This window comes from Snodgrassella sp. B3837, assembly GCF_026535955.1.
GTDB classification, from domain to species: Bacteria; Pseudomonadota; Gammaproteobacteria; order Burkholderiales; family Neisseriaceae; genus Snodgrassella; species Snodgrassella alvi_E.
In genome coordinates this window covers 1-14,972 of record NZ_JAFNPI010000031.1, presented here as the reverse complement: position 1 = coordinate 14,972, position 14,972 = coordinate 1, and the positions used below count along the sequence as shown (strand labels likewise).

Annotated in this window: 14 protein-coding genes; 8 read left to right on the top strand and 6 right to left on the bottom strand. The window is 40.3% G+C overall.

The window, feature by feature from the left end; all coding sequences use genetic code 11:
- Positions 1-9 precede the first annotated feature (9 nt).
- Complete coding sequence (locus J3U67_RS08630) at positions 10-504, bottom strand: MarR family winged helix-turn-helix transcriptional regulator (protein ID WP_100140896.1); 495 nt, start codon at positions 502-504, stop codon at positions 10-12.
- Between the two features lie 779 nt (positions 505-1,283).
- Positions 1,284-2,453: a methionine adenosyltransferase gene (metK, locus tag J3U67_RS08625; protein ID WP_267391971.1), complete on the bottom strand. Its 1,170-nt coding sequence runs from the start codon at positions 2,451-2,453 to the stop codon at positions 1,284-1,286.
- 98 nt (positions 2,454-2,551) lie between these two features.
- Here metK and J3U67_RS08620 point away from each other — a divergent pair, with 98 nt between their 5' ends.
- The 3 genes from J3U67_RS08620 (at position 2,552) to J3U67_RS08610 (ending at position 6,381) form a co-directional block, all read left to right on the top strand.
- On the top strand, positions 2,552-3,424 hold the full coding sequence (locus tag J3U67_RS08620) for a lysophospholipid acyltransferase family protein (RefSeq protein WP_267391970.1): 873 nt from the start codon (positions 2,552-2,554) through the stop codon (positions 3,422-3,424).
- A gap of 1,336 nt (positions 3,425-4,760) precedes the next feature.
- Positions 4,761-5,834, top strand: coding sequence for an ImmA/IrrE family metallo-endopeptidase (locus tag J3U67_RS08615; RefSeq protein ID WP_267404758.1), 1,074 nt, complete (start codon positions 4,761-4,763; stop codon positions 5,832-5,834).
- 1 nt (position 5,835) lies between these two features.
- Positions 5,836-6,381, top strand: a complete 546-nt coding sequence (locus J3U67_RS08610; protein ID WP_267391968.1) for a DUF4411 family protein — start codon at positions 5,836-5,838, stop codon at positions 6,379-6,381.
- Positions 6,382-6,488: 107 nt separating this feature from the next.
- On the opposite strand, the gene rpsI is transcribed toward J3U67_RS08610, so the two are convergent.
- From rpsI to dinG, 3 genes are all read right to left on the bottom strand, one after another.
- A complete protein-coding gene (gene rpsI, locus J3U67_RS08605) occupies positions 6,489-6,881 on the bottom strand; it encodes a 30S ribosomal protein S9 (protein WP_100140893.1) in 393 nt (130 codons plus the stop codon).
- Between the two features lie 9 nt (positions 6,882-6,890).
- On the bottom strand, positions 6,891-7,319 hold the full coding sequence (gene rplM, locus J3U67_RS08600) for a 50S ribosomal protein L13 (RefSeq protein WP_100140892.1): 429 nt from the start codon (positions 7,317-7,319) through the stop codon (positions 6,891-6,893).
- 143 nt (positions 7,320-7,462) lie between these two features.
- Positions 7,463-9,595, bottom strand: a complete 2,133-nt coding sequence (gene dinG / locus J3U67_RS08595) for an ATP-dependent DNA helicase DinG (protein ID WP_267391967.1) — start codon at positions 9,593-9,595, stop codon at positions 7,463-7,465.
- Between the two features lie 131 nt (positions 9,596-9,726).
- Here dinG and J3U67_RS08590 point away from each other — a divergent pair, with 131 nt between their 5' ends.
- The 4 genes from J3U67_RS08590 (at position 9,727) to J3U67_RS08575 (ending at position 12,929) form a co-directional block, all read left to right on the top strand.
- A complete protein-coding gene (locus J3U67_RS08590; RefSeq protein WP_100140890.1) occupies positions 9,727-10,560 on the top strand; it encodes a MetQ/NlpA family ABC transporter substrate-binding protein in 834 nt (277 codons plus the stop codon).
- A gap of 205 nt (positions 10,561-10,765) precedes the next feature.
- The gene (locus J3U67_RS08585) at positions 10,766-11,365 is read left to right on the top strand and encodes a CDP-alcohol phosphatidyltransferase family protein (RefSeq protein WP_267391966.1); all 600 of its coding nucleotides are present in this window, start codon (positions 10,766-10,768) and stop codon (positions 11,363-11,365) included.
- A 1-nt stretch (position 11,366) separates the two neighbouring features.
- Entirely contained in the window at positions 11,367-12,281 is a 915-nt protein-coding gene (locus J3U67_RS08580; protein WP_267391965.1) for a phosphatidate cytidylyltransferase, read from the top strand.
- Between the two features lie 3 nt (positions 12,282-12,284).
- Positions 12,285-12,929 carry a lysophospholipid acyltransferase family protein gene (locus tag J3U67_RS08575; RefSeq protein WP_267391964.1) on the top strand — a complete coding sequence of 215 codons (645 nt, stop codon included), beginning with the start codon at positions 12,285-12,287 and terminating at the stop codon, positions 12,927-12,929.
- An 893-nt stretch (positions 12,930-13,822) separates the two neighbouring features.
- Here J3U67_RS08575 and J3U67_RS08570 read toward each other — a convergent pair.
- The gene (locus J3U67_RS08570; RefSeq protein ID WP_267391963.1) at positions 13,823-14,485 is read right to left on the bottom strand and encodes an alpha/beta fold hydrolase; all 663 of its coding nucleotides are present in this window, start codon (positions 14,483-14,485) and stop codon (positions 13,823-13,825) included.
- Between the two features lie 169 nt (positions 14,486-14,654).
- Here J3U67_RS08570 and J3U67_RS08565 point away from each other — a divergent pair.
- On the top strand, positions 14,655-14,972 hold a 318-nt coding region (locus tag J3U67_RS08565; protein ID WP_267404757.1), incomplete at its 3' end, for a tRNA (cytidine(34)-2'-O)-methyltransferase.

Here is a 14,972-nt window from a genome sequence, read left to right as displayed (position 1 = left end):
AGCAAAAAGTTAAGCAGCAGTTAATAACTTTGTTAAAAGCTGCTGCAATTGTTCATATTCTGGTTCACTCAGGGCTGACCATACCCTCCGGTGCACCTCATTGGTTTCCGGACTGACACGTTGAATCAAATCCTCACCGGCCTTAGTTAATTTCAGCGTAATTTTGCGCCGATCTAAAGGATGAGTTGAACGAGTAGCCCAGCCATTTACAACCAGATCATCAGACAAACGCGTAGCACTAGTACGGGTGAGATTAAGAATATTGCTTAGTTCCGAAGGTAAAATCTCATGATTTGGCCGCGCATACACAGCCAGCAGCGCATGCCACAAGCTTTCGGACAAATGGTGTTTATGCAAACGCTCATTCAGCTGATTGTGAATCGTTGCATGCACCAAACGCACCAGACGGCTTAGCATTACCAGCTGAACATTCATGCTCGGCATTTTCACTGCCAGCACCCCCAAAGTAGCTTCCAGTTCGGCAGCAGGAAGAGAAAAACCCATTTCAGAGCACCTCAAAGTCCATAAAATAAGCCATTATAATAAATTTATCTCTTATTATAAATGGAGCTTATAGTTTGGCAGAGAATATTCCAACCCCAAAATAGTCACTATAGCATCAAAATTTTAAAATTTTTTGCTTATCAATCTGCATGCTACAAAATTAATTTACACCACCCATCCCATACCAACGTTATTTTCCGTTACATCAGCATAATCAGTAGCTCAACAAACTGAACCACCAGACAACACTAGCAAAAACCATCTGCCGTCAGCTGTATCGTTGCAGAAAAGAAACATCAAGCTATTCAACCACACCAAACAGCAGCCCGAATGAAATTATCCAATTCGCAAATAGAACTTATTAATAAACCGCTACAGACATCAATCGGATAAGTGTTTCCTAAACAAAATAAAAAACAATCACCCCAAACCACCCTAATTCGTTAAGACCATAATTATATTTAATAACAGATTAAATATTTAGAGTTTTTGAAATTTTTTACGCCGTATTAACCAGATACCGGCTTTTTCTGGCTAGTGTCAACAACCTTTCACACCAGTCGGCAACAAAATTGCACCATACACTATGTACAAAACTCTCGTTTTCTTAGCAAACCAACCACCAATACGCACACAAACTGTCACTTCAGCTCATTTCACGACCAATCGTCAGCCTGCTTTAAGCATTATTTTTCTCTTTTATACAAATATCCTTATCAGCTGCATACAATAAAAAACAGGCTGCTTAAAAGCAACCTGTTTGTATCAACCCATCTAAATCAGATACCCGCAGCCTCACGCAGCAACTGAGCTTTATCCGTACGCTCCCAAGTAAATTCCGGCTCTTCACGTCCAAAATGGCCATATGCTGCTGTTTTAGCATAAATAGGGCGCTGTAAATCCAGCATTTTAATAATTCCTTTCGGACGCAAATCAAAATGCTGTTGCACAATCTCAATAAGCCGACTTTCCTCAATCTTACCGGTACCGAAAGTATCGATTGCAATCGAAGTCGGCTGCGCAATACCGATAGCATAGGAAATCTGAATTTGACACTGGCTAGCCAGACCGGCAGCCACAATATTTTTCGCCACATAACGGCAAGCATAAGCAGCAGAACGGTCTACCTTGGTGGGATCCTTACCCGAAAATGCGCCACCTCCATGCGGCGCTGCACCACCGTAAGTGTCCACAATAATTTTGCGTCCAGTTAATCCACAGTCGCCCTGCGGCCCACCAATCACAAAACGTCCGGTCGGATTAATCAGATACTGAGTATCTTCAGTTAGCATTTCAGCAGGTAATACCGGCTTAATAATCAGTTCCTTCACCACCTCAACCAGTTCTTCACGCCCGATTTCGGGATCATGCTGCGTAGAGAGCACCACCGTATCAATGCGCTTCACCTTACCGGTTTCACTATCATATACACAAGTCAGCTGCGCCTTTGCATCCGGACGGAGCCACGGCAGTTCACCGCTTTTACGTACTTCACTCTGGCGCTGCATGAGACGATGCGCATAATAAATCGCAAACGGCATCAGCGTCGGGGTTTCATCACAGGCATAACCAAACATCAGCCCCTGATCACCGGCACCCATATCCAGATCCAACCCCTCACCCTCATTCACACCCTGCGCAATGTCAGGCGACTGTTCGTCATAACAAACCATGACTGCACAGCCACTGGCATCAAAACCCAGCTCGGATGAGTTATAACCGATACGCTTAATCGTATCGCGGGCAACTTGTATATAATTAATATGTGCGCGTGTGGACACTTCGCCGGCCAGCACACACAAACCGGTATTAACCAACGTTTCAGCAGCTACGCGCGCTGAAGGATCCTGCGTCAGGATAGCGTCTAAAATAGAATCGGATATCTGGTCGGCAACTTTATCCGGATGTCCTTCCGAAACCGACTCAGAAGTAAACAGAAATTCACTCATAATTGGCGGATACTTTCTGATGCTAATATTGCTTTATGGGCAGTTATAGATGCTTTTGTTACAATGTCGCCCAAATTTTGATTTGAGATACAGAACAGATGCAAAAGCTGGTTTATTTCGTATTTTCCTTATTGGCGTTAATCCCCTTGCCAGTTTTACAGGGCATCGGCTCAATACTGGGGCGCCTTGGCTTTTACTTCGCCACCAGTGAACGTGAACGCACAACCAAAAATCTGCATTTTAGCAAAATTGCTGCCAACGACCAACAAGCAGAAAAACTAGTCAAATCCATTTTTGCTGAAACTGCCAAGAGCGGATTAGAGCTGTCCATCGCATGGACCCGCTCCAGCAACCACATCGTATCCTTGTTCAAAGAAGTGCACGGCTGGAAACACATTGAAGAAGCCATTGCAAATAAACACGGGCTGCTCCTTATTACCCCGCATCTAGGCAATTACGACCTTGCCGGCCGCTACTTGAGCGAAAAACTACCATTCCCTCTCACTGCCATGTACCGGCCACCCAAAATAAGCTGGCTGGAAAGCGTCATGAATAACGGCCGCGTGCGTGACAACGGCTACACCGCACCAGCCAACATGCAAGGCGTGAAACAAGTAGTACGGGCATTAAAAAACAAAGAAGCCACCATCATCTTGCCTGATCAGGTGCCTGGAGAAGGTGAAGGCGTCTGGGCCAACTTTTTCGACCGGCCAGCCTATACCATGACACTGGCTTCACGGCTCGCCATCATGCCTAATGTAACAGCCCTATTCTTTTGCGGCGAACGCCTACCCCATGGCCGCGGCTTTGCCCTGCACATCGCCCCACTTACTGGCACACTCACCGGCAACAGAGAACATGATGCACAAATCATTAATAACAATGTTGAAGAGTGGGTTAAACGTTTTCCCAGCCAATACCTATTTGGCTACAATCGTTATAAACAGCGCCATAACAAACCCGCACCCTAGGCTAAATCATTATATATAAATAGAAATTTAGCCAATTTCCAATATCGTGTTGTTTATCTGAAAAAAATAATTACACAGACATGGCAATCTTCTCAATTAAAATTGACATCAACACACTTTGTAGCAGCACATAAAAACAATTCAAATATGTGCTTTTAAACATAATTAATTATCATTAAATTTATAAAAATAGCATCTCAACAAATAAAATTTTCATTCAAGATAATTAATTAAACCCAATAATCACCATAAAACAATCACACCACAACTGAACTAAAAAAATGTTTTCCTGACCTTTGTTTGCGCTATAGTGCTTGATTAGTTAGCGTTAGCAAATTAATACGTTTGTCGATAGATTAACCATCATCATTTACCATAACATATTGATTTATATTTAATTTAAATATATAAAAGCAATGATACAACATTCAAATTACGGCAGCACCTGCCCGAAATCGCACAACAGGTCAGTCAGGAACAGATGGTAAACTTCAGCGGCATCCTCGTCAGTCTTACAGGCAGCTTACCCCAAAGTCTCAGCACACCGGCTATTCAAAGCAGCGCCATACATAACTTACCTTGCTAGTTGCTCTTACAAAAACTGCTTATCAAGTTAACTCATAAGCAGTTTTTGTAAGAGCAAGAAACAAATTTTTGTATCAAATTGCTGCCATACGGCTAATATTCAGAATCCTCAATTACAATATAATACAACTAACTTACGAAGACATCACACCAACTTTCAATGTTGGTACTTGTTGTGTTTTTCTCGACCTTATTAGGAAAAGCACAGATTAGACACTAAACAACTTGCTACACAAATTTGGAAAACCACAAATCTTTGTAGCCAGAGAAAATACTGTACTTTTGTGATATGCATTTCATCTTTTTTACTAAGCGTACCCAATACTTCCAGAATTTGGCTGCTCAAATGATTAAATATTCACTTCAATCAATTAATTCTCGGTTTTACATACACGCTTAAGTTTACAAATTCTAGAATTGAATATTATCAATTTCAAATTGAAAATAATATTCAGTTTTTTACAACACTAATTCTAAAATAATTTTACATATAAATCACTTAAAAACAATTATATATACAAAAAGAAATGTATTTGATTTGATAAGAATATAGATTTTAATAATCAATATAGAGGAATTTAATTAAGTATAATAAAATTTTAATTAAACAAGTAGTTTAATAAAGTATTCTACTATCTCAATAAATATTCGAATAAATATTATGAAATATGAATTCCAAATTTCTAATTCTATACTAGAATGGATTGCACACTCACAATCTAAGGATGTTAGAATTCTCGCGCAGGAACTCGTGAAATCCGAAGAAAAAATTGATAGATTTGTCAATGGTATAGTAAACAAGGCTCAGGCTTTAAGATTAGCTAAACTGGCAAACATTCCTTTCGGATTTTTATTTTTAGATAAACCACCAGAAATAACACGCCCAACATTACCAGATTTCAGAAATACACAACAAGCTGTACCTTTGAGTACTGATTTCTATGATACTCTTGAAGATATAAATAATAAGATAGAATGGTATAAAGACTTCCTCAAAAAAGAAGACATATATAATAAACTTGATTTTGTAGAACGCGTTGATTACAAAATTTCTGAACCGGAATACGTTGCTCAAAATATAGCAAAGTCTATTGGTTTTAATATCGAAACCGATTTAGATTCATTCAGAGAAGAAAGTGTATATTTTAAAAACTTAGTAACTCGATTTGAGAATCTTGGTATTTTGATTTTTCAAAATGGTATTGTCAAAAACAATACCAAAAAACCGTTAAGTGTCAATGAATTCAGAGGATTTGCAATTACCGACAATTATGCTCCCGCTGTTTTTATTAATACTAAAGATTCAAAAAATGCTCAAATTTTCACATTGCTTCATGAAGTTGCTCACCTATGGATTGGAAAAGAAGGAGTATCTGATTGGTCTGTTAACGATAATGCCACGGAGGCATTTTGTAATGAAGTAGCAGCTCATTTTTTAATGCCTAATGATATGTTTAAGCAAAAATGGCAGACAGAAAGAAAGAAATTCCCTAATTCTGATATATACGACACTATTAACGTAATTAGTAAGATATTTAAAGTCAGCAGACTTGCTACTACAATCAAAGCGGTAAAACTGAAATTAATTGCTAGTTCTTACATCAATAGTGTGAAAAATCAACATAATGGACAACAATCAAAGAAAGCAAATACAGGCGGTAATCCTTATAAAAGTTATCCTCTACGCAACAGCACGCGCTTAACTAAAATAATTCTGACACAAACAATAAATCAACATATCTTGATATCAGAAGCGGCCAAATTATTAAACCTGAAATCACCTTCAGTAATGAAGCTATATAGCAATATGAGGGATAGTATTTAGTATGGGAAAATTCTTAATTGACGCAAACGTTTTTATTCAGGCAAAAAATTTTCATTATCAATTCTGTTTCTGTCAAGGATTTTGGAATTTTTTATTAAATCTTCATGAAAAAAAGATTCTTTATTCGCTCAAATCCGTTTATCATGAATTAGTTGAGGTTAAAAAAGATGAGTTAGCAATTTGGGTACAAAAAAATATACCTGAATCATTTTGGCTGGATGACTATGACGCTATAGAAAAATATGCTGAAATCATTAAGTGGGCTCATAATAACCCAAGTTTTAAGCCAGTGGCAAAAAAAAATTTTGCTGATTTGACAACTGCGGATCCATGGCTAGTCTCATATGCGGCTACATTTAATTACTCAATAATTTCTCAGGAAAAATCTAATCCATTTTCACCTAGAAAAATTTATTTAGCCGATGCAGCCAAAGAGTTCAGAGTCCCCTATTTTACTATTTATGAATTTCTAACAGAATACGCCAAAGCAGACTTTTGCTGTAAAGAAATTAATGAAATTTCTGATATTGAAAACCCATCTGAATAGTATTAATTTTCAGATTAATTTTCTGTCTATTTATCAAGCATACAAAAAAAAGAGCCACATGGCTCTTTTTTTGTATTTGTAAACTGTGTTGGCAGTGGCAATACAGATTAACGTTTGGAGAACTGTTTCGCACGGCGTGCTTTACGCAGACCGAATTTCTTACGTTCAACTTCACGTGCATCACGAGTAACCAGACCAGCAGCAGACAGAGTTGGTTTCAGCGCTGCATCGTAGTCAATCAATGCACGGGTAATACCGTGACGAATCGCACCAGACTGGCCGGTTTCACCGCCGCCTACAACGTTTACTTTAATGTCGAAAGATTCCAAATTTTCGGTCAGCACTAATGGCTGACGTACAATCATGCGGCCGGTTTCACGACCAAAGAATTCATCCAGCGGACGGCCATTAACAATAATCTGACCGCTACCTTTTTGCAGGAAAACACGAGCCACTGAACTTTTGCGGCGACCCGTGCCGTAGTAATATTTACCGTTCATTGCGTGTCCTTAGATTTCCAAAACTTTAGGTTGTTGAGCAGCATGGCCATGTTCTGAAGTTGCATATACTTTCAGTTTTTTAATCATAGCGTAGCCCAACGGACCTTTAGGCAACATACCTTTAACGGCTTTTTCCAGCGCACGGCCAGGGAACTGGTTTTGCATTTCTGCAAAGGTACGCTCGTAAATACCACCCGGGAAGCCTGAGTGGCGATAGTATTTTTTGTCAGTCTGTTTCTGACCAGTTACACGCAGTTTGTCAGCATTGATTACAATGATGTAATCGCCAGTATCAACATGTGGCGTGTATTCTGGCTTATGTTTGCCACGCAGACGGCGAGCGATTTCAGCAGCCAGACGACCCAGAACTTTGTCTTGAGCATCAACCACATACCAATCGCGCTTCACCTCATGCGGCTTAGCTGAAAAGGTTTTCATAGGAGCTAATCCAGATAAATATACGAAAGCTTCTAATATTAAAGATTAATCAAGTGATTGTCAATTGCTAAGCTTGGTCATACAACAATCTCTCTATCCTCAGCAACATAGGCAGGCTGTGCTTTTCACGCTTGCCGGCCTGTTTAACCGATGCGCCTGAAGGGCGGCAAACATGCCAGTAATTGCTTGCCATAGCGCGCTGTCAGAATACGGTTATCCAGAATAGTCACACGGCCATAATCTGTTTCGGTACGAATCAGCCGTCCAACGGCCTGTATCAGCTTAATGCTGGCTTCAGGCACAGTAATTTCCATAAAAGGATTGCCGCCACGAGCTTCTATCCATTGATTACGGGTTTTTTCAATCGGATTATCCGGCATCGCAAAGGGCAACTTAGCAATGATCACCTGTACACACATTTCACCCGGTAAATCTAACCCTTCAGCAAAACTGTCGAGTCCAAATATAATGCTGGGTTTTCCATCGGTAATAGCCTGATGATGGCGCTGCAAGAGAACTTGCTTAGGTAGTTCTCCCTGCACCAGCAACAAAGGTAAATGGCTGTAGGGTAATTTCAATGCCACTTCTTGCATCTGCCGGCGGGAAGAAAACAGAACCAACGTTCCAATGGCTTCGTTTTCATTAATCAGTTTTGGAAGCCACTCTACAATTTCGCTGGTATGAGCAGCTGCATCTTTCGGACTGGCAGTCAGTGCAGGTATATATAGCTCCCCTTGCTCGGCAAAATGAAACGGGCTATCTAGTGCCAGCATAGTGGTATCTGTTAACCAATTAAGGCCAGTTTGTTTTAGCAGCAAATCAAAAGTACCTAACGAGCGTAACGTTGCCGAGGTCAGTAAAGCGCCTGCCGCACGTCGCCATAGACCACTGGCCAGTTTGCCGGCACTGGTAATCGGAGAAGCATTAAAACTGTAATCAACTTTATCTTTACTCGTTCGGGTAATCCATTTAGCCAGCGGTGCTTCCCCTTCAACATTTTCAGTTGCGAGTAAATCCCAAACATCAACCACTTGCTCTATACGCGCCAGCAACATACCCAGATCACCGCTAAGCCGGTCAAGCAAACTGCTGTCCTGATTTTTATCACGTCGTGCGGCCGATAGAGCCTCATTCAGACTATTGATGTGTTTAAGCAGCATGCGTGCGGCCAAAGCGGTATTATCAACCAATATTTTCAATGTAGCTGGGATGACGCCATCCGGCCACAACCAGCTACTTTCATCATGGCCATCTTGTGCCGCCAGGCTGGGTTCATCAGCCAAATGCATCATCCATTCCTGCAAATTTTCCTGCAAAGCGGAGGCTGCTTCTGTAGCCATTACAGCAAGTTCACTTTTATCCAGCACACCAGCTACTTTATCCACAACATTACCAGTGCGTTCTAAAAACCATAATGCTTGATTCAAGCTGTGTTCAGCCGCAAACTGCTGCAAAGCTTTGTGTGGCAAATGGTGCGCCTCATCTATACAATAAAAGCTATTGGAAGGTGATGGCAAAATAACGCCACCGCCCATACCGATATCAGCCAACAATAAATCATGGTTAGCCACCACCACATTTACAGTTTCCAGCGTTTCTCGCGCCAAAAAAAACGGACACTCCGGTCGATTGGGACACCCAGCTTTCAAACAGCCGTGGCGGTCATTGGTAACTTTCTGCCACAGACCATCATCAATCTGTTGCGGCCACGTATCTCGATCTCCATTAAAAGTACGGTCAGCAAACTGGTCGCCCATATCACGTAATACCGCCAGCTCCTCACTTTTAGGTTTCCGGTCCCACAACGCCTGCTGTGGTTCAAACCCTTGTAAACTATCCTGTGCGTTCAATTGGGTTAATTGATACAGTTTATAGGGACACAAATAGCGACCACGCCCTTTGGCGAGTGCAAAGCTGAGATTCAGACCACTGTGTCTGACCACAAAGGGTAAATCACGCCCTACTAGCTGTTCTTGTAAAGCTACAGTGGCACTGCTGACCACGAGAATTTTGCCGCGCGTCTGCGCCATAATCCCGCCGGCCAACAGGTAGGCCAGACTTTTGCCTACACCTGTAGGCCCCTCCACCACCACAATTGATTCTCCATTGCGCTGTGGTGCTTCTCCACCATCCTCCTGCTGTTGAGTGCGTGAAAATGCATTAGCAATCGCGGCCACCATCTCCCGCTGTGCCTGACGTGGCCGGAAATTAGGCAGACTTTTGGCGATATTTTGGTAATGTTCGCGTATCGCGTTTTTTTCTAAATCTGTGAGCATAACTAGTCAGACAAAAGCAAATGACATAAACACTTATTCTATTTAGTAGTAAAGTTATTTAAAATCAGTATATTCGCAACGTAATTCCAATTATATACTGATATTCCATATTAAATTTCAGCAGGTCCATCATGAACAAAATTATTTATCTTGTTATAACCTGTCTGGTAGCCACAGGCTTGATAGCCTGCTCCAAAACACAACAGGATAACGCATCCGCCGCAACGGCTACTAAAAAAGAACTCGTGTTCGGTGCATCCGCCATGCCCTACACCACCATATTTGAGCAAGGCGTTAAGCCAATTCTGGAAAAACAGGGTTATAAGATTAAAACCTTGAATTTTTCCACGCTGGAAGTGAATAATCAATCTGTAAATAATGGACAGGTTGATTTCAATCTGGATCAGCATACTGCCTATCTGAATGTTTTCAACCGTGAAAAAGGCACACATCTATATCCGCTAGTGCATATTCCAACCGTACCAGCTGCCATTTATTCAAATAAATACACCTCCATCCAGCAGGCACCCAACGGTGCCAGCGTACTGATTCCAAGCGATCCGGCTAATACCTCACGTGCATTACGTATTCTGACCGATAACCACTTAATTCAGTTAAAACCCAACACCAATCCAATACTCGCAACCACACGAGACATTGCCAGCAATCCTAAACTACTAAAAATCAAAGAAATTGATTCAGTTATGATTCCGCGCACATTAAATGAAGTGGACTTCGGGTTCGCCTCAGGGGGCATTGCCTATCAGTCCAAACTGGATCCGAAAAAAGCTGTTCTGCGTGAAAAGGTGATTCCGGAAATGGAAATGGTGGTCACCATCAATGAAAAAAACAAAGACACACAATGGGCAAAAGATTTAAAAGCAGCTTATCAGTCAGATGAATTTAAACAATTTATGCAGAAATACAATCAGAACCAAATGTGGGTAATGCCACAGGCTGAATAAGCTGCCTGATAATACTTCTTTTCTGAGGATAACCGGTAATACTTTACAAGTATTACCGGTTATCTATTTTATTGTTATTTGCCACGATACAGAATCGTAGCATCATTTTTTATCAGCCTGAAGGCAAATTCCATTCTTAAACAACATAACATTAAATTTAAATACATTTTATAATATAAAGATTACAAAACTTATCTGCACAAGCATGACTCTCTATAGCATCAAACCTGCTTTTCAAAAATTGCTACGTCCACTAATGTTTTGGCTGTACAGAAAAGGCATTACAGCCAACCACATTACGCTAACTGCTATCGGCCTTTCAGTTTTAATAGGTGCCATCCTCGCTCTGTTTCCTTATCCCAAATTATTTTGGCTGTTGCCGATTACTTTGTTTATCCGCATGGCGTTAAATGCACTGGATGGTATGCTGGCACGCGAATGTAATCAACAAAGCCGGCTTGGTGCGGTATTAAACGAGCTTGGCGATGTATTATCTGATATTGCGCTGTATTTACCATTTATATTATTACCCCACAGCAATACAGCCAACGTACTGGTTATGCTGTTCTGTGCAGCCTTAACTGAATTCAGTGGCATTCTCGCGCAAACCATTAACGGCATTCGCAGCTATGCTGGCCCGATGGGAAAAAGTGACCGTGCGCTGATTTTTGGTAGCTGGTCTTTACTGATAGCTATCTGGCCAAATTTAACAATTTGGAATAATTTCATCTGGTGTGCCTCTATCCTCTTATTGATTTGGACTTGCATTAACCGTTGTCGCAGCGCCATACATGGAGGCCGTTAATATGCTGCTACAAAAATCCCTATTGGTTATCTTCAGCCTTTTACTGTTGGCAACAATAATCAACGGACTACTAGTTTGCCTGCAAAAAAATAAAGATTGGCGCGAACTCACCCTGCGTATCCGCACATGGTGGGTAATTGTTATTTTGTTTTCACTAGCACTGATCAGCCCATGCTGGCTTGGATTAAGTTTTTTTGCTTTAGTGAGCTTTATAGCTTTAAAAGAATATTTAACTCTGGTTCCCGCCCGCCATGCAGACAGAATGCCCATATTATGGATGTTTATTACCATTCCGATTAACTACTGGTTAATCGGCATCGACTGGTACGGATTGTTTATCGTATTCATACCAGTATATATGTTTCTATTTTTACCAGCTCGTATGGTTATTGCTGGCGATACCAGACATTTTTTGCGCACAGTTTCTCAGCTCCAATGGGGATTAATGACTACTGTATTTGCTTTCAGCCATGTTGCCTGTCTGCTGGTATTACCCAATGATAAGCAGCAAACTGGAGCTTTATTAGTTCTGTTTCTCGTTGGACTGACAGAATTCAACGATATTACCCAATATCTATGGGGCAAATCACTTGGGAAAATCAAAATCACCCCAAAAGTTAGTCCGAACAAAACACTGGCCGGTTTGGTTGGCGGCATAGGTAGCACCACTATAGCAGCCATGTTATTAGGCCCTATACTGACACCTTTGAACTGGAGTATGGCCATACTGGCCGGATTGATTATCAGTGTCAGTGGCTTTTGTGGAGACATTGTGATGTCAGCCATCAAACGTGATATCGGTATCAAAGACAGTGGCACACTACTACCTGGGCACGGCGGCATTCTTGACCGCCTTGATTCATTGATATTTACGGCACCAGTATTTTTTCATTTTGTCCGATACTTTTACTACTAAGCCATGCTGAAATCATTACTCAAACCATTATTTGCCTTATGCATCGTATGGCCAGTTATGCGTTTATGGCTGGGTTTACGTATCCACCAGCACCAGAATCTGCCTAAACAAGGGCCGGCTATTCTCGTTGCCAATCACAATAGCCACATGGATGTGTTTGCATTAATGTCACTGTATTCTCCCATGCAACAGCGTCAGATTCATCCAGCTGCAGCAGCAGATTACTTTCTCAGCAATAAATGGATGGCATGGTTTGCGCTCAATGTACTGAATATTATTCCGGTTACACGCCAGAATAACGGTCAAGGTAATCCCTTGCAAGGCTGTGAAGAAGCCTTACGCAAAAACAAAATTCTGATTTTATTTCCAGAAGGCTCCCGTGGTGAACCTGGCAAAATGCAGCCATTAAAATCAGGTTTATGGTATTTAAGTGCCACCATGCCTGACGTACCAATTATTCCGGTATGGTTGCAAGGCACTGAACAGATTATGGCAAAAGGAAATCGCATTCCCTTGCCGCTGTTTATCGATGTCAATATCGGTAAACCGATGTATTATCAGCCTGACAAAGAACAATTCAAAACAAACCTGTTAAACCATTTATTGGCATTGCGTCCACAGTATCGCAAAAAAGATTTTAACGACTGAACAATACTAGACCACAGATGATAGTTGCTTAGGGTTTAAATGAAAAAGCTCACTTTGAAATCAGTGAGGCCTTAATTAGGAACATTTAAGTACACCAACATTCAAATCCACACTGGGTTTCGTGTAAACGATCTACATGAACATTCCTCCAACAGCAATTTACTACGCACATCCTGAAGCAATTTAACTGCTACCATAACGGATTTTGTGATGGCATCAATCACCCGTGGCACTCACTATCCAAAATGACTCTTTAGTTGCAAACTTGCCAGAATAGATTATGCATAATATGGTTTAGAGAGAAATAAAATTACTGGCCATCGAAGCAACTTCTTAAAAAATTATTAAATATTAATGAATGGAATATTTTAGTTTTTTATGGTTCTACCTCACATTCATAAACCAAAATAATAAATAATTTAGCAGACAGAAACCTGATAAATTATCTATTTTTTCCCCCTAAGAAAAATTAATCAATTTATGACCGTACGAATTCTTACAGAAAAATGATTTTCGCATGAAAACACAATTTTTTTCTTCTAAGCATTTATTCAACTGAAGTGGCAATTTTCTTATGCAAATCCTTATTTTTGTCGCTCCCCTTATATCCGAATTAAAGCAAGTTTTACTGCGACTCCAGACATGCTTTATATGCTTATAGACTTTTACTACGCTTATCACCGCCCAGTTTTACACCCAGGCATATAGAAAATTTCATACTAGGTTGCCAAGTTAATCAAAGCAATTATTCTTATCTTATAAATATTTATACTCATTATGTACCGTTTCATGCTCTACCATTTTTTGTCACATCCATCCAAACGTTATCATTTGGCATGAAGGCGCAATAAAACTGACTTACAGGAATCCTACAACACATTTAAAAATTGGCTTTATACTGAATTACTAAAAAAATCAGCAAGTTCAGAATACAATAAATCATTATTGATGATATAGCTGCCATGATCATGGTCTGGCACAATTTTTAATTTGGAATGGGGCAAAGCTTCAGCAATTGAGCTAAATACCTCAGGATGATAAATATCATTTTCCGCCCCAATCACAAAAGCTGGCACAGTGACATCCTTCAGAGAAGATATATCAATCTGTGGCTGCTCCAACATCATTTTATACAACGGATCACCTGTTTGTTCATAGTACTGCTGCATAAACTCAAAAGTTTCAGCATTAAAATCCGCAGGCGAAAGATTCACTCCTAATAATGCCATCTTGGAAATCACAGACTGATCGTGTAGAGCAAGTAATAAAGAAACAATTGCACCATCACTAAAGCCAATAATATTAACCGGATCAATGGCCAAAGCCATAATCAATGCATAAATATCATCTGCCATCACTTTATAATCATAGATAGTAGTTTTTTCACTTAAACCATGATTACGGCTATCCACTGCATACACGGTATAATTATGGTGAAATTTTTGAATCAGTGGAGCAAAAATACTGTGATCTTCACCGTTCCCATGCAATAGTATTAAAGCCTCCCCACTTCCTGATTTTTTATAATTAATATTAATACCATTTACATTAATCATTTAGTTTATTCCATTTTTCTGTTTTTATTTCAGATAATTATCTATTGATATTGAAATCAGTCAAATAATATCATCAATCACAGAAATACAAACCAATTATTATTTAGCAATACAACATCTGTCTTATCTGATATAAACTAAGGGTCATATTATTTATTGATTCATTTAAATGAGCCTGAACATAGTTTTATATCAACCTCAAATACCTGCCAATACAGGCAACATTGCCCGTACCTGTGCTGGTACTGGTACCAGCCTGCATTTAATTCACCCTCTTGGCTTTTCAACAGACGACCGTATGCTTAAACGTGCCGGTCTTGATTACTGGCCTTATGTCGATATTCATTATCATGACAGCCTAGAAGCTTTTATTGAAATGACCGAAGCGCAAGCCAATGCACAAGTGTATCTAACCGAGACGTACGGCACACGTAACTACACAGAATTTGACTACAGCAACAGCAGGCAAGCAATCTATTTCCTCTTC

Bases quoted from the DNA above. Each gene is read 5' to 3' on its own strand.
- rpsI (WP_100140893.1), bottom strand. From the start codon at position 6,881: ATGAACGGTAAATATTACTACGGCACGGGTCGCCGCAAAAGTTCAGTG.
- rplM (WP_100140892.1), bottom strand. From the start codon at position 7,319: ATGAAAACCTTTTCAGCTAAGCCGCATGAGGTGAAGCGCGATTGGTAT.
- metK (WP_267391971.1), bottom strand. From the start codon at position 2,453: ATGAGTGAATTTCTGTTTACTTCTGAGTCGGTTTCGGAAGGACATCCG.
- dinG (WP_267391967.1), bottom strand. From the start codon at position 9,595: ATGCTCACAGATTTAGAAAAAAACGCGATACGCGAACATTACCAAAAT.
- J3U67_RS08585 (WP_267391966.1), top strand. From the start codon at position 10,766: ATGACTCTCTATAGCATCAAACCTGCTTTTCAAAAATTGCTACGTCCA.
- J3U67_RS08575 (WP_267391964.1), top strand. From the start codon at position 12,285: ATGCTGAAATCATTACTCAAACCATTATTTGCCTTATGCATCGTATGG.
- J3U67_RS08590 (WP_100140890.1), top strand. From the start codon at position 9,727: ATGAACAAAATTATTTATCTTGTTATAACCTGTCTGGTAGCCACAGGC.
- J3U67_RS08630 (WP_100140896.1), bottom strand. From the start codon at position 504: ATGGGTTTTTCTCTTCCTGCTGCCGAACTGGAAGCTACTTTGGGGGTG.
- J3U67_RS08570 (WP_267391963.1), bottom strand. From the start codon at position 14,485: ATGATTAATGTAAATGGTATTAATATTAATTATAAAAAATCAGGAAGT.
- J3U67_RS08620 (WP_267391970.1), top strand. From the start codon at position 2,552: ATGCAAAAGCTGGTTTATTTCGTATTTTCCTTATTGGCGTTAATCCCC.
- J3U67_RS08580 (WP_267391965.1), top strand. From the start codon at position 11,367: ATGCTGCTACAAAAATCCCTATTGGTTATCTTCAGCCTTTTACTGTTG.
- J3U67_RS08610 (WP_267391968.1), top strand. From the start codon at position 5,836: ATGGGAAAATTCTTAATTGACGCAAACGTTTTTATTCAGGCAAAAAAT.